This window comes from Marivibrio sp., assembly GCF_040218065.1.
In the GTDB taxonomy this organism is placed as follows: Bacteria; Pseudomonadota; Alphaproteobacteria; order UBA8366; family Aestuariispiraceae; genus Marivibrio.
In genome coordinates this window covers 364,411-384,990 of sequence record NZ_JAVJQE010000008.1, presented here as the reverse complement: position 1 = coordinate 384,990, position 20,580 = coordinate 364,411, and the positions used below count along the sequence as shown (strand labels likewise).

At 68.2% G+C, this 20,580-nt stretch carries 18 protein-coding genes; 8 read left to right on the top strand and 10 right to left on the bottom strand.

Annotated features, from left to right (window positions below):
* Window positions 1–11 precede the first annotated feature (11 nt).
* Genes queA through queG form a run of 3 tightly spaced genes read left to right on the top strand, consistent with a single transcriptional unit; the run spans window position 12 to window position 3,387 of the window.
* Window positions 12–1,067, top strand: a complete 1,056-nt coding sequence (queA, locus tag RIB45_RS08130) for a tRNA preQ1(34) S-adenosylmethionine ribosyltransferase-isomerase QueA (RefSeq protein WP_350049745.1) — start codon at window positions 12–14, stop codon at window positions 1,065–1,067.
* Between the two features lie 52 nt (window positions 1,068–1,119).
* Entirely contained in the window at window positions 1,120–2,247 is a 1,128-nt protein-coding gene (gene tgt / locus RIB45_RS08125; protein ID WP_350049744.1) for a tRNA guanosine(34) transglycosylase Tgt, read from the top strand.
* Between the two features lie 18 nt (window positions 2,248–2,265).
* Window positions 2,266–3,387 carry a tRNA epoxyqueuosine(34) reductase QueG gene (gene queG, locus RIB45_RS08120; protein WP_350049743.1) on the top strand — a complete coding sequence of 374 codons (1,122 nt, stop codon included), beginning with the start codon at window positions 2,266–2,268 and terminating at the stop codon, window positions 3,385–3,387.
* A gap of 134 nt (window positions 3,388–3,521) precedes the next feature.
* Here the strand turns inward: queG and rpmB are convergent, their stop codons facing one another.
* A complete protein-coding gene (gene rpmB, locus RIB45_RS08115) occupies window positions 3,522–3,815 on the bottom strand; it encodes a 50S ribosomal protein L28 (RefSeq protein ID WP_350049742.1) in 294 nt (97 codons plus the stop codon).
* Between the two features lie 361 nt (window positions 3,816–4,176).
* Here rpmB and RIB45_RS08110 point away from each other — a divergent pair, with 361 nt between their 5' ends.
* The 3 genes from RIB45_RS08110 to RIB45_RS08100 all read left to right on the top strand — a co-directional run bounded on the left by RIB45_RS08110 (window position 4,177) and on the right by RIB45_RS08100 (window position 6,637).
* Window positions 4,177–4,689: an acyloxyacyl hydrolase gene (locus RIB45_RS08110; protein WP_350049741.1), complete on the top strand. Its 513-nt coding sequence runs from the start codon at window positions 4,177–4,179 to the stop codon at window positions 4,687–4,689.
* 78 nt (window positions 4,690–4,767) lie between these two features.
* The gene (locus RIB45_RS08105; RefSeq protein WP_350049740.1) at window positions 4,768–6,114 is read left to right on the top strand and encodes a spore maturation protein; all 1,347 of its coding nucleotides are present in this window, start codon (window positions 4,768–4,770) and stop codon (window positions 6,112–6,114) included.
* 82 nt (window positions 6,115–6,196) lie between these two features.
* On the top strand, window positions 6,197–6,637 hold the full coding sequence (locus RIB45_RS08100; protein WP_350049873.1) for a VOC family protein: 441 nt from the start codon (window positions 6,197–6,199) through the stop codon (window positions 6,635–6,637).
* Between the two features lie 27 nt (window positions 6,638–6,664).
* Here RIB45_RS08100 and RIB45_RS08095 read toward each other — a convergent pair whose 3' ends face one another.
* The 3 genes from RIB45_RS08095 to RIB45_RS08085 all read right to left on the bottom strand — a co-directional run bounded on the left by RIB45_RS08095 (window position 6,665) and on the right by RIB45_RS08085 (window position 9,071).
* Window positions 6,665–7,348 (bottom strand): FecR family protein, encoded by a 684-nt coding sequence (locus RIB45_RS08095; protein ID WP_350049739.1) that lies wholly within the window; start codon window positions 7,346–7,348, stop codon window positions 6,665–6,667.
* A 73-nt stretch (window positions 7,349–7,421) separates the two neighbouring features.
* Window positions 7,422–7,673 (bottom strand): hypothetical protein, encoded by a 252-nt coding sequence (locus RIB45_RS08090; RefSeq protein ID WP_350049737.1) that lies wholly within the window; start codon window positions 7,671–7,673, stop codon window positions 7,422–7,424.
* Between the two features lie 99 nt (window positions 7,674–7,772).
* Entirely contained in the window at window positions 7,773–9,071 is a 1,299-nt protein-coding gene (locus RIB45_RS08085) for a hydroxymethylglutaryl-CoA reductase, degradative (RefSeq protein WP_350049736.1), read from the bottom strand.
* A 193-nt stretch (window positions 9,072–9,264) separates the two neighbouring features.
* On the opposite strand from RIB45_RS08085, the gene RIB45_RS08080 reads away from it, so the two are divergent.
* Window positions 9,265–10,806 carry a sensor histidine kinase gene (locus RIB45_RS08080; RefSeq protein WP_350049735.1) on the top strand — a complete coding sequence of 514 codons (1,542 nt, stop codon included), beginning with the start codon at window positions 9,265–9,267 and terminating at the stop codon, window positions 10,804–10,806.
* Window positions 10,807–10,873: 67 nt separating this feature from the next.
* On the opposite strand, the gene RIB45_RS08075 is transcribed toward RIB45_RS08080, so the two are convergent.
* The 6 genes from RIB45_RS08075 to RIB45_RS08050 form a co-directional block, all read right to left on the bottom strand.
* The gene (locus RIB45_RS08075) at window positions 10,874–11,842 is read right to left on the bottom strand and encodes an ABC transporter substrate-binding protein (protein WP_350049734.1); all 969 of its coding nucleotides are present in this window, start codon (window positions 11,840–11,842) and stop codon (window positions 10,874–10,876) included.
* A gap of 94 nt (window positions 11,843–11,936) precedes the next feature.
* Window positions 11,937–14,057, bottom strand: coding sequence for an ABC transporter permease (locus tag RIB45_RS08070; RefSeq protein ID WP_350049733.1), 2,121 nt, complete (start codon window positions 14,055–14,057; stop codon window positions 11,937–11,939).
* Window positions 14,054–15,163 carry a quaternary amine ABC transporter ATP-binding protein gene (locus RIB45_RS08065; protein ID WP_350049732.1) on the bottom strand — a complete coding sequence of 370 codons (1,110 nt, stop codon included), beginning with the start codon at window positions 15,161–15,163 and terminating at the stop codon, window positions 14,054–14,056. The genes RIB45_RS08070 and RIB45_RS08065 overlap by 4 nt, the downstream gene beginning before the upstream one ends.
* A gap of 216 nt (window positions 15,164–15,379) precedes the next feature.
* Complete coding sequence (locus RIB45_RS08060; protein WP_350049731.1) at window positions 15,380–16,162, bottom strand: SDR family NAD(P)-dependent oxidoreductase; 783 nt, start codon at window positions 16,160–16,162, stop codon at window positions 15,380–15,382.
* Window positions 16,152–17,849 (bottom strand): choline dehydrogenase, encoded by a 1,698-nt coding sequence (locus tag RIB45_RS08055; RefSeq protein WP_350049730.1) that lies wholly within the window; start codon window positions 17,847–17,849, stop codon window positions 16,152–16,154. The genes RIB45_RS08060 and RIB45_RS08055 overlap by 11 nt, the downstream gene beginning before the upstream one ends.
* Complete coding sequence (locus tag RIB45_RS08050) at window positions 17,846–19,030, bottom strand: aromatic ring-hydroxylating oxygenase subunit alpha (RefSeq protein WP_350049729.1); 1,185 nt, start codon at window positions 19,028–19,030, stop codon at window positions 17,846–17,848. Before RIB45_RS08050 ends, RIB45_RS08055 begins: the two co-directional genes overlap by 4 nt.
* Window positions 19,031–19,315: 285 nt before the next feature.
* On the opposite strand from RIB45_RS08050, the gene RIB45_RS08045 reads away from it, so the two are divergent.
* On the top strand, window positions 19,316–20,353 hold the full coding sequence (locus RIB45_RS08045) for a GlxA family transcriptional regulator (protein ID WP_350049728.1): 1,038 nt from the start codon (window positions 19,316–19,318) through the stop codon (window positions 20,351–20,353).
* Window positions 20,354–20,580: the final 227 nt, after the last annotated feature.

Here is a 20,580-nt window from a genome sequence, read left to right as displayed (position 1 = left end):
CGGAGCGGCCGATGCGCGTCGCCGATTTCGACTTCGATCTGCCGCCGGAACTCATCGCGCAAGCGCCGGCGGAGCCGCGCGACAGCGCGCGCCTGCTGCACGTGCCGGCGGACGGCGGGCTCGCGGACCGCGGCGTGCGCGATCTGCCAGACCTGCTGCGGCCGGGCGACTTGATGGTGGTGAACGACACCAAGGTCATTCCGACGCGGCTGTTCGGTCGACGCGAAGGCTCCGGCGGGCGGATCGAGGCGACGCTGGTGGAGGAGGCGGCGGCCGACAGCTGGATCGCCTACTGCCGCCCCGCCAAACGGCTGAAGCCCGGCGACGCGATCCTGTTCGCCGACGGCGCGCTGGCTGCGACGGTCGGGGCCAAGGACGCTGAGGGCCGCGTGCGGCTTTCCTTCAACGCCTCCGGCGCGGGCTTGCGGGAGGCGTTATGGCGCGTCGGCTCGATGCCGCTGCCGCCCTACATCAAGCGGGCGGCGGGCGCCGACCCGGCCGACCGCGACCATTATCAGACCGTCTTCGCGCGCGAGGAAGGGGCCGTCGCCGCGCCGACGGCGGGACTGCATTTCACGCCCGCGCTCTTGCAGGCGATCGAGGCGCGCGGCGTCCGGCGCGTGGAAGTTACGCTGCATGTGGGCGCCGGCACCTTCGCGGCCGTGAAGGCCGAAAACGTCGCCGATCACAAGATGCACAGCGAATGGGCGCGCCTGACGCGTGAGACGGCGCGCGCGGTGAACGAGACCCGCGCCGCCGGCGGCCGGGTGTTGGCGATCGGCACGACCGCTATGCGCACGCTGGAAAGCGCCGCAGCGGCCAGCGCCGGCCCGGAGATCGAGCCCTTCGAGGGCGACACCGACATCTTCATCACCCCGGGCTACCGATTCCGCGCTGTCGATCTGCTGCTGACCAATTTCCATTTGCCGAAATCGACATTGTTCATGCTGGTCAGCGCCTTTTCGGGCTTGGATCGGATGAAGGCGGCCTACGCCCACGCCGTCGCCGAACGCTATCGCTTCTTCAGCTACGGCGACGCCTGTCTGTTGGAGCGCGCGGAGACCTGAGTCTCCCTCTCCCCTCCAGAGGGGAGAAGGGCTTTTCTGAACGGAGCGTATTATGCCCCCCTTCTCCTTCACAGTGCACGCGCGCGACGGCGCGGCCCGGCGCGGGACGATCCAGACGGCGCACGGGCCGGCCGAGACGCCGGCCTTCATGCCCGTCGGCACCGCCGGCACGGTCAAGGCCATGACGCCGGAGGACGTGGCCGCCACGGGGGCCGAGATCGTCCTGGGCAACACCTACCACCTGATGCTGCGCCCGGGGGACGAGCGGGTGGAGCGCCTCGGCGGCCTGCACAAGTTCATGAACTGGTCCGGGCCGATCCTGACCGACAGCGGCGGCTTTCAGGTCATGTCGCTGGCCGAGCTGCGAAAGTTGACGGAAGAGGGCGTGCGCTTCCGCAGCCATATCGACGGCAGCTACCACACGTTGACGCCCGAGCGCTCGATGGAGATCCAGCGCCGGCTCGACGCCGACATCACCATGGCCTTCGACGAATGCACGCCTTTCCCCGCCGACCACGAGACGGCGCTCACATCGATGGAGCTCTCGATGCGTTGGGCGCAGCGCTCGCGCGAGGCCTTCACGGACCGCGAGGGGTACGGCCTGTTCGGCATCGTCCAGGGCGGGGTCTACGAAGACCTCCGCCGACGCTCGGTGGAAGCGCTGACCTCCATCGGCTTCGAAGGCTACGCCGTCGGCGGTCTCGCGGTCGGCGAAGGGCAAGAGCTGATGTTCCAGGTGCTGGATTACACCGTCCCGTTGCTGCCCGAGGATCGCCCGCGCTATCTGATGGGCGTCGGCAAACCGGACGACATCGTCGGCGCGGTCGAGCGCGGCGTCGACATGTTCGATTGCGTGCTGCCGACCCGCTCCGGCCGGACGGGGCAGATCTTCACCAGCCGCGGGACGATCAACCTGAAGAACGCGCGCCACGCCGACGATCCGCGCCCGCTGGAGGAGGACTGCCCCTGCCCGGCCTGCGCCAACTACTCGCGCGCCTATCTGCACCATCTGATCCGCGCGGGCGAGATGCTGGGGCCGATGCTGGCGACGCGCCATAACGTGCAATTCTATCAGCGCCTGACGGCGGGCCTGCGCGAGGCGATTGAGGCCGGGCGCCTCGCCGATCACGCAGCCCGGTTCCGCGAAGACTACGCTCGGGGCGACATCCCGGCGCTGTAACGATAGGCTCGGCACGCCATGAGTGACGCGGCCCCCAAGCAGACGATCATCGATCGGGCGCGCGCCGAAGGCTTCGACGCCGTCGGCGTCGCGCCGGCGCGCGTCGGCGCGCGCGAGCAGGCGCGCCTCGACGCCTTCGTGGCGGGCGGCGAGCATGGCGAAATGGGCTGGATGGCGGATACGTTGGCGCGTCGGCGCGACCCGAAGACGCTGTGGCCGGAGGCCGAAAGCGTGCTCGTCCTCGGCCTGAACTACGGCCCCGAGAGCGACCCGATGGGGGAGCTTGAAAGAATCGATCGCGCCAACATCTCCGCCTACGCCCGCAACCGCGACTATCACGACCTGATCAAGAAGCGCCTGAAGCGCGTCGCGCGCTGGATGGTCGAGGAATTCGGCTGCGAGGTGAAGGTCTTCGTCGACACGGCGCCGGTGATGGAGAAGCCGCTCGCCGCCCAGACCCGGGTCGGCTGGCAGGGCAAGCACAGCAACCTGGTGAGCCGGGAATACGGCAGTTGGCTGTTCCTGGGCGAGATCTTCACGACCCTCGCCCTGCCGCCCGACGCGGCCGAGCGCGATCATTGCGGCAGCTGCCGCGCCTGCCTGGACGTCTGTCCGACGGACGCCTTCCCGGCGCCCTACAAGCTCGACGCCACGCGCTGCATCAGCTACCTGACGATCGAGCACAAGGGGCCGATCCCGGTCGAATTCCGCAAGGCGATGGGCAACCGGATCTACGGCTGCGACGATTGCCTGGCGGTCTGTCCCTGGAACAAATTCGCGACGCCGACGGAAGAGACCGCCTTCCTGCCGCGGCCCGGCGCGCATGGGGAGCGGCTGGCGACGCTCTTGACCCTGGACGACGCTGCGTTCCGCGGGTTGTTCACCGCCTCGCCGGTGAAGCGCATCGGGCGCGATCGGTTCTTGCGCAACGTGCTGATCGCCTGCGGCAACGCGGACGCGCCCGCCCTCGCCCCAACGGTCGAGCCGCTGCTGGACGACCCGGCGCCGGTGGTCCGCGGCGCGGCGGTCTGGGCGCTCAAGGAACTGGCGCCGGCGCGCTTCGAGGCCGTTAAGGCGGTGCGGCTGGGCGCCGAACCGGAGGCGAGCGTGCGGGCGGAGTGGCTTGGAGAGGCGGTGTAGCGGCGCCTGGCGCAGACCTATTCCTTATCTCCCTGTCGAAGGGGTAAGGCTTCTGTCAGGTCGACGCGCGCCACAGAAAAACCCGCGGACGGTCGCCCGTCCGCGGGTCTTTCAACAGCAGGTCCTGCGGAAGATCAGGCCGCGATCTTGGCCTGACGGCGCTCGATGCGGCGCTTCAGGCGGCGCGCCTCTTCCGGCAGCTTGCGGTTCGGCGTGGACAGCAGGAAGGCGTCGAGGCCGCCCTTCTTGTCGATCGTCCGCAGCGCGCTGGAGGTGACGCGCAGGCGCACCTGCTCGCCCAGAGTCTCGCTCAGCAGACGGGTGGACTGAAGGTTCGGGGTGAACCGGCGGCGGGTCTTGTTGACCGCGTGGGACACGTTGTTGCCCGTGGCGACCCCGACACCCGTGATTTCACAACGTCGCGACATGACATCCTCTCAAAATCTGCGTCGACGGGGCCCTGTCGGCCGCCCGTCCTCGGCGGCGACGCGCCGCGCACCCGCGCGACGAAAAGCGCCTCGAATCCCGGAAACCGACCGCACCCGGCCGGAAAGCGCGTGTATTTAGTCGACACGCCCCCGGGCCGTCAAGCCTGGAAGGCGGCGCGCGCGGCCGCTTTCAAGCCGCGACGCTCCAGCGACGGGGGGCGGCCCGCCCTGTCGCCTTCGTGCAACATCGCTCTTTGCAGATCGCACCGTTCGCCGTAAAAGGAGTCGCCGATCATCGGGCCTGGGGGTACAAGCTGACGATCGGTTTGGGTACGTTGCTTTTTGGGGAGAGACAGGCGTCATGCGGATCGGTGCGTCCTTTGCTGCAGCCGTTCTCGCCTTTTTGCTGGCGGTCGGTCCGGCTGCGGCGCAAGAGGCGGGCGACGACCCCGGCTTCCTACGGGTCGGGGCCGGGTATTACGACCTCAACGACGAGTGGGATGCGGGCGAGGTTCACGCGGAGTTCATCAGCGGTCAGAAGTTGTGGGTCTTCAACCCCTTCGTCGGCCTGATGGGCACGACGGACGCCGCGATCTACGGCTACGCCGGCATTCGCCTGGACGTGTTCTTAGGGCGACGCTGGGTGTTCACGCCCTCTTTTGCGCCCGGCCTCTACAGCGACGGCGACGGCAAGGACCTCGGCCATGTGATCGAGTTCCGCTCGGCGCTGGAGATCGCCTATCGGTTCGACGATCGCTCCCGGCTCGGCCTGTCGATCTACCACCTCTCGAACGCCAGCCTGGACGAGAACAATCCCGGCACCGAGGTCGCGACGATCCATTACTCCTATCCGCTGACGAAGCTGATGGACTGAGGCGCGGGCCCCTTCCGCGACGCGTGCGAATCTGAGTAGCCTCCGCCCGGTCATCGCGCCGGGCGGAGTTTTCATTTCATGAACCTTATTTTCCTCGCGATCGTCTTCATCGCCTTCGCTGTCGCCGCCTGGCGGCAGGCGCGTTGGGAGACGCCGGCGGACGATCCCGAAGCCGCCTCGCCGATGCAGGATCTGGCGCTGGGGATGATCGACACCGCGGAGGCGTCGGTAACGTTGGCGCTCGGCCTGATCGGGGTGATGGCCCTGTTCCTGGGTCTGATGAAGGTGGCCGAGGCCGGGGGCCTGCTGCGCATCATCGCCAAGGTCTTGCGACCGGTCATGGTGCGGCTCTTCCCCGACGTCCCGGCGGATCACCCGGCGATGGGCGCGATCATCATGAACATGAGCGCGAACGCGCTCGGCCTCGGCAACGCGGCGACGCCTTTCGGCATCCGCGCGATGCAGGAACTCGACAAGCTCAACCCTCATAAAGGGACGGCGACCAATGCGATGGCGCTGTTCCTCGCGATCAACACCTCCTCCGTCACGTTGCTGCCGACGGGGGTGATCGCGCTGCGCGCCGCCGCCGGATCGACCGATCCCGCCGGCATCGTGCCGACCACGCTGGTGGCGACGATCGTCTCGACCACGATCGCGATCATCAGCTGCAAGCTGCTGCAGAACGCCTTTCCGGCGCCGGCCCCCGACGCCGCGCCGGCCCGGCCCGCGGAGGGCGAGACGGTGGGACGCGACGCGACCGAGGCCGACGCCGGCGAGCGTCCGGTCGAAGCGCCGCTGCCCGAGACGACCGACGAGGCCTATCCGGGCTGGGTTTCGGCGCTGGTGCTGCTCGGCCTCGCCGGGTTCGTGCCGTTGACTGTCGCCTACGGCAAGGCGATCGCGCCGTGGATCGTGCCGGGCTTGATGGTGCTGCTGCTGGGCTTCGGCGCCGCCAAGCGGGTGCGGGTCTACGAAAGCTTCGTCGAAGGCGCGCGCGACGGCTTCCAGGTGGCGGTGCGGATCATTCCCTATCTGGTGGCGATCCTGGTGGCGGTCGGCATGTTCCGGCAATCCGGCGCGATGGAGTTGCTGATCGATCCGCTCGGCGCGGTGACGAGCTTGGTCGGCATGCCCGCCGAGGCGTTGCCGATGGCGCTGATGCGCCCGCTGTCCGGGTCCGGCGCCTACGGCATCCTGGCCTCGATCATCCAAGACCCGGCGATCGGGCCGGACAGCTACACCGGCTATCTCGTCAGCACCATTCAGGGCTCGACCGAGACGACCTTCTACGTGCTGGCGGTCTATTTCGGGGCGGTTCAGGTGCGCCGCGTCCGCCACGCCCTGCCCTGCGCGCTGCTGGCCGATCTGGCGGGCGTGATCGCGGCGACGGCGATCTGCCTCATCCTTTACGGCCATCTCGCCTGAGCGGTTTGCATCGCCCGTCCGGCCGCTCTACTTAATCGGTCGAACCGGCACAGACCCGTTGAGGAGGAGCCCGATCATGGCGATGGAATATCTGCACACGATGGTGCGCGTGACGAACGTCGAGGGTTCGCTCGACTTCTACTGCAACAAGCTCGGGCTTGAGGTGATGTCGCGCAACGACTACCCGGAAGGCCGCTTCACGCTGATCATGCTGGCCGCGCCGGGCGACGCGGAGGCCGCCCGGGAAACGAAGCGCCCGATGGTCGAGCTCACCCACAATTGGGACCCGGAAGAGTATGACGGCGGCCGCAATTTCGGCCACCTCGCCTACCGCGTCGACGACATCTACGAGATCTGCCAGCGCCTGCAGGACAACGGCGTCACCATCAACCGCCCGCCGCGGGACGGCCGCATGGCCTTCGTGCGCTCGCCCGACGGCATCTCGATCGAACTTCTGCAGCGCGGCGACCCGCTGCCGAAGAAGGAGCCGTGGGCGTCAATGGAAAATACCGGAAGCTGGTGACGCGCCAAGGGCGCGGCGCGCACGCTCCTACTCCGGCAAAGCCACCGTCTCGGCCGCCTGGGTCAATCCCTCTGGGGTCAACGTCTCCAGGGTGGGCAACGCCTCCCCTCTTTGGAAGCGCATCAGCGTCATCGGATCGCTCAGCACGACGGTTCCGCTCGGCAGGGTGATTGACAGTTCGCCGTCGTCGATCAGCGCCATGAGCAGACTGTCCTCCCGCTGCAGTCCCCAGAAGTCGGTCCCGCGCACGCCGATGGTGGCGAGCGGCGTGCGAATCGTCAGCCCGCCGCCAAGCCCCTTGTTGATCTCGCCGCTGATCAACCGGAAAGCCCCGCGCAGCACCCGCATCTCGGCCCCCGCGACGCCTTGATCCAGCACGAAGCGATCGAGGGTCAGGGCGGCGTCCGCACCCAGCATCAGCACGCTGCCGTCGCGCATCGTCGCGTGAAGCCGGGCGTCAGCGCCGGTCTCCAGTCGCTCCCCTTCGAAAAGCGGATCGTTTAGGGCGAGGCGGCGGACCCGGTCTGCGCGCGCCGCTTGCGCCGTCGCGACGACCGCGTCGACCGCGCCCACGTCGCCGGCGCGCGCCGGGGCCGCATCGACCGCGCCGCCGGAGTCGGCCGCCTGCAGCGGGCCGATCAGGACGAGGACCGCAATCAAGGCCCCCGCCGCCGCCGCCGCCGTGCGCGCCGGCCGAACGATAAAATCCAAAGATGTCTCCCGCGTCTCGATGCGCCCCTCAGTCCGTACGAGGGTTTCAGAGCGGCCGGATGATCGCAAGCGCCTAAAGCGATTCGCGCTTCGCCAGTATCTTCTGATAGCCGGCGTCGTCCGGCATCGGCGTGCGGCAACCGCGCCGCACGACGCGCACCCCGGCCGCCTCCAACTCCGTCTTCAGATCGACCCCGCGCGACAAACAGGCTTCCTTGGTCCAATAATGCCCGTGGCGATCGACGCTGCACTCGTGATTGCCGAGGCCCGCGTCGGGCGGCGTCGTGCAGACGAAGGCGAAAAGAAAAAAGCCTAGACCCTCCATGACAATCTCCTGCGATAAAACAGCGCGGAAAAAGCGGATTGAAGGAAAAGTCTAGGGCGGCGCGGCCGGCTTGACGAATCACGGGGGCGAGAGCCGGCCTCAGACCTTCGCCAGAAGCGCGCGCGCCGCCGCCGTCGTGATCTCGCCTCCGGCGATCAGATCGCGGGCCACGCGCTCGATCTCCGCCCCTTCGGCGCCCGCTGTGATCGCAATGTTGCGGGCGTGAAGCGTCATGTGGCCGCGCTGGATTCCCTCGCTCGCCAGCGCGCGGAGGGCGGCCAGATTCTGCGCGAGGCCCACGCAGGCGGCGACCTGGGCCAGCTCCTGCGCGCTCGCCACGGCGAGCAGCTTTAGCGCGACCCGCGCCGTCGGATGGGTTTTGGTCGCGCCGCCGACGAGGCCGAGCGCCATCGGCAATTCGATCGTCCCGACCAACCGTCCCTCGGCCCCGATCTCCCAGCGGGTCAACGAGGTGTAGCGCCCGTCGCGCGCGGCGAAGGCGTGGGCGCCGGCCTCGATCGCGCGCCAGTCGTTGCCGGTCGCCGCCACCAGCGGGTCGATCCCGTTCATGATCCCCTTGTTGTGCGTCGCCGCCCGGTAGGGGTCGACGAGCGCCAGCGCGCAGGCCTCGACGATTCCGAGGACCACCTCCGCGCCGTCGAAACCGTCGGTCGTGAACCGCTCGGGCGCGATCTCGACGCGCGCGCGGGCCAAGCGGCGGTCTGCCAGATTGGAGAGAATGCGCAGGCGAACCCGTCCGCCGGCGATGCGCTCCACCTCCGGCGCCAGCTTTTCCGCCATCGTGTTGACCGTATTCGCCCCCATCGCGTCGCGCACGTCGACCAACAGATGAAGGACCGCCATGGGACCCACGGGCGTTTCCTCGAACAGGCGGACCTCAATATCGCGCGCTCCGCCGCCGAGGCCGACCAGCACCGGATCGCAAGCGTCGGCGCGGGCCATCAGATCGCCCTTCGCCGCCAGCAGGCGATGGCGCGCGCCATGAGGGTCGGAGAGCCCGAGGATCTGGATTTGCGCACGCATTACCGGCGGATCGCTCGACGCCTGAAATCCGCCGTCTGCGGCGGCGAGTTTCGCCATATAGGACGCGGCGGCGACGACCGACGGCTCCTCCACCGCCATTGGAATGAGACGGGGCTCGCCGTTGACGACGAAGTTCGTCGCCACTCCGAGCGGCAGTTGGAACCGCCCCACCACGTTTTCGATCATCCCGTCGGCGATCGCCAACGGCAGCGCCTCGCCCCCGTCCAGCAGCCCCGTCTCTTCCTCGCTTAACCCGGCGGCGCGTCCGACCGCCGCCCGTCGGGCCTCGGGCGTCAGGGCGCGCAGCCCCGTCGGAGTCGATCGGCGGGTCTCGGAGTCGGTCGGCTGGCTCATTGCAGGTGCTCCCATATTTCGAGCGGCGCGCTCACTATGCGCTCGCGAAAACCATCGGGAAAAGCGCCTTGACGGCCGGCCGCCCAAAATGAGGAATTAAAACTGCGATGCTGTATGCTTTGACCTGACGCATGCGACGAGACCCTGACGGCGGCGGCTTTGCGTCGCCCGAACGAGCGGTGAGACGTAGTCGATGGCCGAGCCCTCTGCGCCCGAGCAAATGAGCCGCGAGGCCCTGGTCGCCGAAGTGCGGCGCCTGCGCGCCGAGTCGGCGGATGCGGCGTCTTCGGCCGCACGGCCCCTCGATTGGCCGTCGATCCTGCACGACGCGCCGATGCCGATCTCGCTCAAGGGCGCGGACCAGCGGTTCCGCTACATGAACGCGGCGATGGCGGCCTTGTTCCGCTGCACGCCGGAGGAGGCGGTCGGGCGCACGGCGCATGAGTTGGTCCCCGAGCGGGAGGCCGCGCCGATCGCGGCGCGCGACGCGCTGGTTTTGGAGACGGGCGAGACCAGCGCGCTCTATGAGGAATCGCTTGGTCAAGACCACGCCAACTACGCCTGGGCGCGCTCGATCAAGGCGCCGGTGCGCGAGGCCGACGGCCGGATCAGCGGCGTGCTCACCCTGTCCACGATCAACCCTGCGCAGGCGGAACACGGGGCCCAGCTCGCCTCTCTGATCGAGAGCGCCCCGTTTCCGGTCTATTTCAAGGATCGACTGGCCCGCTTTACGATCGCCAACGAGGAGTTGCTGCGGAACTACGGGCTGACCCGACTTGAGCAAGCGGTGGGCAAACGCTCGGCCGAGCTGTTCGCAGAGGAGGGCGAGACCTACACGGCCGAGGATCTGCACGTGCTGAAGACGCGCGAGATCTTCACCCGAGAGATAACGCTGGGCGATCACGCGCATATGATCGTCAAATTCCCGGTGATCGACCGGCAGGGCCGCCTGCTCGGCCTGGGCGGGATTGAGCCGAACATTACGCAAAAGGCTCGCTACGAAGAGGCCCTGCGCCAGGCCAAGGAGGAGGCGGAACAGGCGAGCCGCGCCAAGAGTCAGTTTCTGGCGACCATCAGTCACGAACTGCGTACGCCGCTGAACGCCATCATCGGCTTCGCGGAAGTGGTGACGGACGCGCAGGCGCTCGGAATCGATCCCGGACGGCTCTCCGGGTATGGCGCGGACATCGCGCGCTCCGGGCGGATGCTTAAGGCGTTGATCGACGACATCCTCGACCTCTCCGCGGTCGAAGCCGGGAAGCTTTCGCTGGAACGCGAACGCCTCGACCTGCGCGCCGTGGTGCAGCAGGCGCTGGGCGTGATGCGCCCGGAACCCTCGGAGCGCGTCGACCTGCAGATCGATCTGGGCGCCCTGCCCTTGATGGTGAACGCAGACGCCCGCCGGCTGACGCAAGTGGCGATCAATCTGATCAGCAACGCGTTGAAATACACAAGCGAGGGCCGCATTCGGGTCAGCGGGCGGCGGGTCGACGGGCGCGTCGAGGTCGCCGTCTCGGACACCGGCCCCGGCATGGGGCCGCACGACCTGGAGGCGGTGATGCGCGAGCCGTTCCGGCGCGCCGAAAGCCCGTTCGTACGCCGTACGGAAGGGGTGGGCCTGGGCCTGTGGCTCTCGCGCCGGATCATGGAGGCGCACGACGGCGGCCTTCGCGTCGAGAGCGTCGAGGGCGAGGGGCTGACCGCCACCCTGTTCGCGCCGTTCGCGGAGGGCTGATAAGCGCTCGGCCCGGCCGCCGTTGCGGGCGACCGGGCCGAGCCGACGATCGTCGATCAGGCGCGCCTTACATCGCGGCGTCGACCCAGGGCTTCCAAACGGCCTCGTTATTCTTCACCCACTCGGCCGTCACGGCGTCGAGATCCTCGCCGTTCTTGTCGATCGCGAGCATCAGCTTGGCCTGCTCGTCCTTGTCCATCTTGAACTGCTCGAGGAAGGCGTAGGCGGCCGGCCACTTCTCCTCGAAGCCGCTCCAGGCGGTCTTCATGACGTCCGGCCGGTCGACGCCGCAATCGTTGATCGCGTTCGGGTTCGGCCCCCAGGACGGATCCTCGTGACAGGCGGGATCGTATTCCGGCAGATCGACCCATTTGGTCTCGAAGTCGGCCAGCGCCCAATGCGGGCCCCAGAACATCATGACCAGCGGCTTCTTCGCCGTGACGGCGGCGCGAAGCTCCGCCACAAGCGCGCCTTCGGAACCGGCGGGGACCGAGGCGTAGGGCAAGTCCAGCCCTTCGATCATCTCGCCGGTGCGGTTGCCCCAATCGGCGGGATAGCTGAGGATCCGTCCCTTCGGAAAGGTCTCGGCCGTCGCCAGGGTCTCCTGGCAGTCCCTGAGCGCGGTCCAGTCCGGCAGGCCCGGGCAGAGCTCCTCCATATGGATCGGGTAGAGCCAGCCCTCGTTGGTCTCCAGGCCCAGCAGACCGATGTCGACCAGATTTCCACCCGCCTTCATCTTGGGATAGATGTCGCCGACATTGTTGAGCCAGACCTCAAGCGAGGCGTGGATCGTGCCGTCGGCCACTGCGGCGTGGTGCGGATAGTTGCCGGCGGTCACATACTCGACCTGGTAGCCCATATTCTCCAGGATCTTGCCGCCGATCTTCGAGGTGACCTGCGCGCCGGTCCATTCCAGCATGGCGAGCTTGATCGGCTCGTCGGTCGCGCCCATTTCGGCCGCCTGCGCGCCCGTCGCCGCAGAGGCGAGCCCCGCCGTCACGGCGAGCGCTTTCAAGGTCTTCTTCAGCATCGTCATCGAATGCTCCCTGTTTTTCGGTTGGTGACGACCGGCGCGACCGTCGAGAGCCGCGCCGGCATGGGTTAACTTTTCACGCTCCTTCTCCCCTCACTCATCCCAGACCCAGCGCCTCGCGGCGCTTGGCGCTCCAGGCCTGGAGGATCCGGTCGGAGACCATCGCGACCAGCGCGATCGACAGCCCCGCGACCAACCCCATGCCCATATCCGCCTTGCCCAAAGCGAGGAAGACCTGCTGGCCCAGCCCCTTGGTGCCGACCAGCGCGGCGATCACCAGCATGGCCAAGCCGTACATGATGGTCTGATTGAGCCCCAGCATGATGATCGGCAGCGCCAATGGCAGCTTCACCTGAAACAACATCTGCCGGCGCGAGACGCCCATTTGCTCCGCCGCCTCGATCACGTCGGCGGACACATTGCGCAGCCCGTGCTCCACATAGCGAATCGGCGGCACGATGGCGTAGAGGATGACGGCGATCAGCGCCGAGAACTCGCCCACCTGAAAGAGCATCAACACCGGGATCAGGATCACGAACTGCGGCATGGTCTGCAGCGTGTCGTTGATCGGCCGCAGAAAGGCGGAGACGCGATCGTTATTCGCCGCCCACACGCCCAGCCCCCCGCCGAGGGCGAAGCAAATCGCCACCGCAAGGCCGCACAGATAGACCGAGCGGGTCATCGGCTCCCACGCGCCGGTCAGCAGGATGAAGCCGAGCGAGCCGGCGGCGAAGGCCGCCGTTCGCGCGCCGCCCGCCGACCAGGCGAGCGCCGTGACGACCGCTATGAAGGCCGGCCAGGGAGTCCCGCTGACCCCGAAAAAGAGCAGCCCCGCGCCGACCAGCAACCCGACCGCGCCGAAGAACCGCCCGCGCCAGACGAGCCATCCGGCGAGCGCCGCCGCCGCCGCCCAATAGCCCGCGATCATCTCCGGCGTCAGGCTGAACCCGAAGGTGAAGGGCGCCACGGCGTCCTGCAGGCCGATGCGCAACGGCAGCATCACGAAGAACAGCACGGCGTTCTTGACCGCGTCGATCTCCCGACCCCAGTCGGTCAGCAGATAGTCGACGATCCCGTTCAACGGCTCGGCCGGATAGAAGATCAGCGCCTTCGGCCACTCCTGGAAGATGGGCGCGACCCAGCCCAGAAGCACGCCGACGGCGAAGGCCGACAGCGCGATCGCCAGATGGCGATTGCGCGCAAGCCAGCCGGCGCCGTGGGACGCTTCTTTCAGGTCGGCGCCGCGCGTGCGATCGGCGAAGCCCGCGCTGATGCGGTCCATGATCATCGCCATCAGGGCGATCACGATGCCGGAGAGGAGAGACTGGCCGAACTGCGCCTTGCGCATGCTGGACAGCACCTCCCAGCCGATATCGCCGAAGCCGCCGATGATGGCCGCGATGATCACCATCGAGAGCGCCGCCATCGTCGTTTGATTGACGCCCACCATGATCTGCGGGAGCGCCGTCGGGGCCTCCACCCACCAGAAGCGCTGACGCGGCGTGCAGCCGGACATGGCCGCGCTTTCCTTGACGTCGGACGGCACGCGCTCCAAGCCCAGGACGGTGTTCCGGACCATCGGCGGGGCGGCGTAGATCGCGCTGGCGATCAGCCCGACGACGGGGCCGAAGCCGAACAACAGCAGGATCGGGATCAGATAAGCGAAAGCCGGCACAGTCTGCATCAGATCCAGGGTCGGCATGATGACGCTTTTGGCGCGCGCCCGTCGAAACGCGAGGACGCCGAGGCCGAAGCCGATCGCGACCGAAAGCGGCACGCTGACGCCGACCAGCGCCAACGTGTTCATGCTCTCCTCCCAATAGCCGACGATCACCATGTACATCAGCGTCGCGAAGGTGAAGGCCGCGATCTTCCCACCTCCTGCGCGATGTCCGATCACGGTGAACAGAGCGACCGTCGCAGGCCAGGGGGCCCAGACCAACAGGTCGCGCAGCGCCACCATCGGCCACTCCAAAACCCAGGCGATGGCGCGAAAGAAAAAATCCGTATGGCGCACCAACGAGTCCATGACGGCGTTGGTCCAGGCCGCCACCGGCAGGGTCCAGGCGGCCGGATACTCTGCGATCCACGGCGCCGCGCCCTGCGCGGCGACGCACAGCGCGCCGAAGATCACGACCCCCGCCCAGACCAGCGCGCCTGGATCGACGCGCCCAGCCAGCGCGCCGACCGGCCCCTTGTCTTCGACGGCGACGGTCATGCGGGCTCCCTCTCGTCGCCGCGTGCAGGGGCTTCGCCATGCTCCGCCAAGGCGCGCAGCACGCGCTTCGGCGTCACCCGGCCGACGGCCGCACCCGTTCGGTCTAAGACCGTCAGCGGGCTGTCCGCATCGGCGAAATGCGGCAGGATCGCTTCAAGCGTCATCTCGGGCGTCACCTCCGGCGCGCCGTCCGCCGCCGCCTCACCGCGCTCCATCACGTCGGCCACGGTGATGACGCGGACCATGGGCACGTCCTCGGTGAACTCGCGCACATAGTCTGTCGCAGGGTTGAGGACGATTTCGGACGGGCGCCCGATCTGCACCACCCGCCCGTCCTTCATGATGGCGATCCGATCGGCGATCTTCAGCGCCTCCAGGAAGTCGTGGGTGATGAAGACGATGGTCTTGTGCAGCATCGTTTGCAGGCGCACGAACTCGTCCTGCATCTGCCGGCGGATCAGCGGATCGAGGGCCGAGAAAGGCTCATCCAGGAACCAAAGCTCGGGATCGACGCACAGCGATCGGGCGATGCCGACGCGTTGCTGCTGACCGCCGGACAACTGACGCGGGAAGGCCTGATCGCGGCCGTCCAGGCCGACCAACTCGATCATCTCCAACGCCTTGGCGCGGCGCTCCTCTTCCCCCACGCCCTGAACCTTTAGCGGGAAGGCGACGTTCTCCAGCACCGTCAGGTGCGGCAGCAGGCCGAAGTTCTGAAAAACCATGCCCATCTTATGGCGACGCAGGTCGGTCAGCGCCTTGGCGTCCATGCGCAACAGGTTCTCGCCGTCCAACAGGATTTCCCCGGCGGTCGGCTCCACCAAGCGCGAGAGACAGCGCACGATGGTCGATTTTCCGGAGCCGGAAAGACCCATGATCACGAAGATCTCGCCGGCACGGACGTCGAAACTGACGTCCGCGGCGGCGGGGATAAGCCCGTCCTCGCGCAGCCGCGCCACCAACGCGTCGGGGTCGTCGCTGCGGCCGTCGCCGTCCGGGAAATAGCTCTCAGCCTTCGGCCCGTAGACCTTCCATACATTCCGGCAGGCGATCTTCACCGCGCGCTCGCCCCCGTCCGCTTCGCCCGTCCTTTCGGCAGCCGCCATGTCGTTGTCACCTCGCCCCGACGCGCGCGCGAGCGTTCGCCCGCGCTGCAGCGCTTCCCGTTGAAGAGTAGGAGAAGGCCGCGCCCCTGTCTGACTATTTCGGCCGCCTTCGTCCGATTCACGCAGATCAAGCGGCGCCCCCCGCCGCGATCTGACGGCGCTATGGTACGAGACTTCTTCCATAATCGCAAAAGGCGTCGGCGAGGCGTCTCTCCTTCAGTCGAAGCCGGCGACGCCGCCGCCGTCGATCGGGAGGGCGACGCCGGTCGTAAAGCCGGCCCCCGGGGAGGCGAGGAAAAGCGCGGCCTCCGCCACCTCCTGCGGCCGCGCCATACGCCGCATCGGCGCGCGCGCGGCCGCGGCGGCGCGATAGGCGACGGGGTCCTCCGCCCGCTCGGCGGACCGCGTCATCATGTCCGTATCGACATTGCCGGGGCACACGCAGTTGACCCGAACGCCGGCCTGAGCGTAGCCGATGGCGAGGCTTTTGACGAGGCTCACCACCGCCCCCTTGCTGGCGGAGTAGGTCGGCGCGCCGGCGTAAGAGATGAGGCCCGCGTCCGAGGCCGTCGCGACGATGGCGCCGCGGCTCTCGACCAGCGCCGGCATCGCCGCCTGGCAGGCGAAGAACAGACCGGCGAGATTGACCGCCATCGTTTCGTCGAAATGCGCCTGATCCACCTGCTCGAAGGGCACCTCGGCGAAAATCCCGGCGTTGGCGCATAAGACGTCTAGACCGCCAAGCGCCGAGACGGCGCGATCGACAACGGAGAAGGCGCTGATCCGATCGTGGATCGCGCCCGGGGCCGCGATGAAGGGCGCGCGCTCCCGGCCGTCCAGAAACCCCTCGACGGAGGCTTGCCCGGTCCCGTTGACGGCGACCGTCGCGCCTTCGGCCGCGAAGGCGTCGCAGATCGCCGCGCCGACGCCGCGGGTTCCGCCGGTGACCAGCACGCGCGCGCCGTCGAAGCGCCGGCCGGGAGTCGCGTCAGCCGGCATGCGCGGGCTCCCGACCGGCGGCGGGCGCCTCCGGCGCGCGGACCGGCGCCTCGATGGGCGCAAGCGGCGCTTTACCCAGGATCGCGTCGCTCATCTTCTCGGCGATCATCAGGGTCGGGCAGTTGGTGTTGCCGTTGACCACCTCCGGCATGACGGAGGCGTCGACGACGCGCAAGCCCTCGACCCCGATCACGCGGCCCTCCACGTCGACGACGGCGTTTGGGTCGTCGACCGGCCCCATGCGCGCGGTGCAGGACAGGTGCCATTGCGTGTCGACCGCCGCGCGCAACGCCTCGTCCAGTGCGGAATCGCTTTCCACCTGCGGGCCTGGGAAGATCTCCTCGCCCGCCAACTCGGCGAAGGCCGGCTGGCCCACCAATTTGCGCGCCATGCGCGCGCCGGCGCGCAGCCGCACGGCGTCGCGCGGATCGTCCAGATAATTGACCTGGATGCGCGGGGCGTCCGCCGGATCGGCGCTGCGCAGCCGGATCGACCCGCGGCTGTCCGCGCGCATCAGGCCGACATGGATCTGGAAGGCGTGCGCCGGGATCGGCGTCCAGCCGTCCACCTGCATGGCGATGGGCACGATGGTGAACTGCAGGTCGGGATAGGCGACGTCTTCGCCGCTGCGCAGGCAGGCGACCGTCTCGAAATGATTGGTGGCGCAGACGCCGCCGCGGTCCAGGAGCCAGCGCAGGCCCGCGCCGATCCGCCCGATTCCCTTGGTCGCCGGCCACAGCGAGAGCGGCTGCTTCAAGCCGAACTTGAGCACGAAATCCGGATGCTCGTTGAGGTTCGCGCCGACGCCGGGCCGGTCGACCAGCACGTCAATCCCATGCTGCGCGAGATGCGCTCCGGGCCCCACCCCGGAGAGCATCAGCAGATGGGGCGAGCCGACCGCGCCCGCGCTCAAAATCACCTCGCGCGCGGCGCGCAGCGTCCGGACCGCGCCGTTCGCCTCCTGGACCTCCACGCCGACCGCCCGCCCGCCCTTGAAGACGACGCGCCGGACCAATCGGTCGGTCAGAATCTCCAGGTTCGCCCGCTTTCGCGCGGGATCGAGATACCCGCGCGCGGCGCTCCACCGCTCCCCTTTGTGAATCGTCTGGTCGAGCAGGCCGAAGCCCTCCTGGCGCTCGCCGCAGATATCGTCGCTCTCCGCCCAGCCGGCCTCGCGGCCCGCGGCGAGGAAGGCGCGGGAGAGCGGATGCAGGCGCCCGCGATCCGGTCGCGCGACGCGCATCGGCCCGTCGTCGCCGCGATAGAGGTCGCCGCCGCCCTGATAGGTCTCCAGCCGCTTGAAGTAGGGCAGCACGTCGGCGTAGCTCCAGCCTGCGCATCCTTTCTGGCGCCAGCCGTCATAATCGCCGGCGTGGCCGCGGATGCATACCATGCCGTTGATCGAGCTCGACCCGCCCAGCGTCTTGCCGCGGTCGTGCTTGACGGCGCGCCCGTCCAGGCCCGGCTCCGGTTCGCCCTGGAAGGCCCAATTGTGGGTCGTGCGCTGCAGATTGATCGCCATCGCCGACGGGATCTTCAACGACAACGCGTCGTTCTTCGGCCCCGCCTCGATCAGCAGCACGCGCGTTTCGGGGTCCGCGCTCAGCCGATTGGCCAGGACGCAGCCGGCCGATCCGGCGCCGACGATGATGTAGTCCGGCGCGTCCGCCGGCGAGCGCCCCCTCATTCCGCCGCCTCGGCCGAGCGCAGCGGCGTCGTGTCGCCGCTCAGCGCGCGATAGACCAGCGTGTGAAAGTGGTGGACCAGATGTTCGCTGTTGGCGCTGCGCGCCTCGTCGATCACGTAGCGGCCCTGATCGAAACCGAGCGAATGGACGCCCTTCTGCACCATGACGTTGAGGTCGATATCCTCGGGGCCGAGCTGGGTGTTGAACCAGTCGATCACCGCGCGGCTGAGCGCCCCCGGCTTGCGCGCGCGCGGCCGGTAATGGCCGAAGCGCAGCAGCGTCTTCTCCGGCCCCAACGGCATCTTGTTGAAGGTGCCGATCACGTCCGAATAGGGGAAGGTGTAAAGCGTCGTCATCGGCCACAGCGTGACGTTGTAGAACCAGTCGGTCTGGAAATGCGCGCCGGCGATCTCGTGCCCGAAGGCCTTCTCCACCTTCTTCGGCGGGCCCTTGAAATCCCACCAGCGCGGGTGCGGCGTCATGGAGTAGCCCTTGAAGTCGATGAGACGTGAGATCTCCTTGTGCACCGGGCCGGAGAGTTGGAAATGATAGCCTTCGATCTCGTTGTCGATGATGGTCTTCCAGTTGACGTCGACGATCATGTCGACCTCCTCCTCGAAGACCAGATCGTCCAGATCGGGGAAGAACGCCCGCATCGCCTCTTCGGCGCCGTCCGCCTCCTCCGCCAGCGGCCGCGCGTCCGCATCCATGTTGATGAAGTAGAAGCCGGCGTACTTCTCGACGCGTACGGCGGACAGCGGGAACTCGCCCGCGTCGAAGCCCTTCAGCTCCTGGGTGCGCGGCGCGATCTTCAACGACCCGTCCAGCGCATAACTCCAAGCGTGATAGGGGCAGGTGATCATCTGGCGCACCTGGCCCCGACGCTCCTGGATCAGCTGCGTGCCGCGGTGCTTGCAGACATTGTGGTACGCGTACACCTCGCCGTCGTCAGCGCGTACGATCAGGACGCTCTGCTTGTCGATGTCGAACTTCACGAATTGTCCGGGCTCCTCCACTTCGGAGGCGTGGGCGGCGCAGTGCCAGCTCTTATGGACGATCTCCTCGACCTCGCGCGCGTAGATCGCCGGATCGAAGAAATAGCGCGAGGGCAGCGTCCAGGCGCGCTCCGGGTCGCCGATCTCCCAGTCGAGGCGCTTCTGGTCGTGGGTTTGCGAGGTCATCCTGCGTCTCCTCATCTTGTCATCTTGTCATCTTGTCATCTTGGCCGCGCCGTCTGCAGTCGGCGCCCGGGCCGCCGCCCCTCCGTCCTGCCGCAGACAGCCCCTCGGGACCGCTCCTCAGGAGGGGGCCGTAAGTCTTGACCATTCGCTCAAGGCCCCGCCTTGCGGAGGGCGCGCCAGCGCCCGCCTCAAGGGACGAGGCCGAGATCGGCGTCCGCGCCGACCTGACCGAGCGCGACGCTAGGCTGTCAGAACAGAGAGGATTTGATATAAGCCGACATGATTATGTCGATTTCAGATAATTCTAGGACGCCGCGCAAGGTCGTGCTGATGCTGCATGAAGGCTTTCCCGCGACCCCGCTCGGCCTTCTGCACGACGCTTTCTCGGTCGCGAACTGGCAGGCCGGACGGCGGCTGTACGACCTGACGCTCGCCGCGAGCGACAACGCCTCCACGGTCAGATCCTTCGGCGGACTGCCCGCGCAGACGCATCCGATCGACGCGCTCGACCCAGGCGAGATCGACCATCTGGCGCTGCTGGTCAGCTTCGATCCGTTGACCGCGGCCTACAGCGAGCGGGTCGCAGGCCTGATCCGCCAAGCCTATCGCCGCGGCGCCGGCGTCTACGGGGTGGAGACGGGCGCCGCCGTAATGGCGGCGGCCGGATTGCTCTCCGGCGGGGAGGCGGCGGTCCATTGGGCGAACCGCGACGGCTTCCAGGAAGCCTTTCCGGACGTGGCGCTGTCAGACGCGCCGGTGGCCGCGCACCAACGGTGCCTGACCTGCGTTGGGGGCGGGGACGTGATCGACCTCGCGCTGATCGTGATCGAGCGGGACTGCGGCCGGCGCCTCGCCTTGCAAGTGGCGGAGCATATGAACCGCGGCGAGGCCTATGGCGCGCTGCGCCAGCTTCTGGCCGGAGCGCCCAGCCCGGCGCGCCCAGCCTCGCCCGCGCTGGCGACGGCGCTCGCACGGATGGAGGAGACCTTGGAGGACCCGATTTCCTGCGAGGAGATCGCCGCCGAGGCCGGTCTCTCCCTGCGGCAGTTGGAGCGGCTGTTCCTTGCGGAACTGGGCGCGAGCCCGAAGGGGCACTATCGCGCGCTGCGCCTGACGCGCGCCCAGAACCTGCTGCAGCAGACGACGCTCAGCGTCGCAGAGGTCGCGACCTCGGCCGGCTTCGCCTCGTTCCCCCACTTCGCGCGCACCTACAAGGCGCATTTCGGCGTCCCGCCGAGCCGCGATCGCCGCCAGGACCCGAGCGCCAGCGTACCGGCGGTGTTCCTGGATCCGGCGTTGCTGCGCGAAGAGAGCGGACGCTAGCGGACGGGTCCGCGCTTGCCGTCCGCATCTTCGCCATTCCCGGCGTCGGCGTCAGAAGGGTCCAGGGACCGGGACCCGCGAAGCGTTCCCGCGGCGTCGCTTCGAAAGCGCGCAGGATGCGCTCCGCGTCCGGCGCGCCGACAAGCCCGGCGCGGGTTCGGATTTGCTCGCTGAACCGTCGCACGATGTCGCGTCCGACTGTCCTCGACGCGGTGTAGAGGATCCGG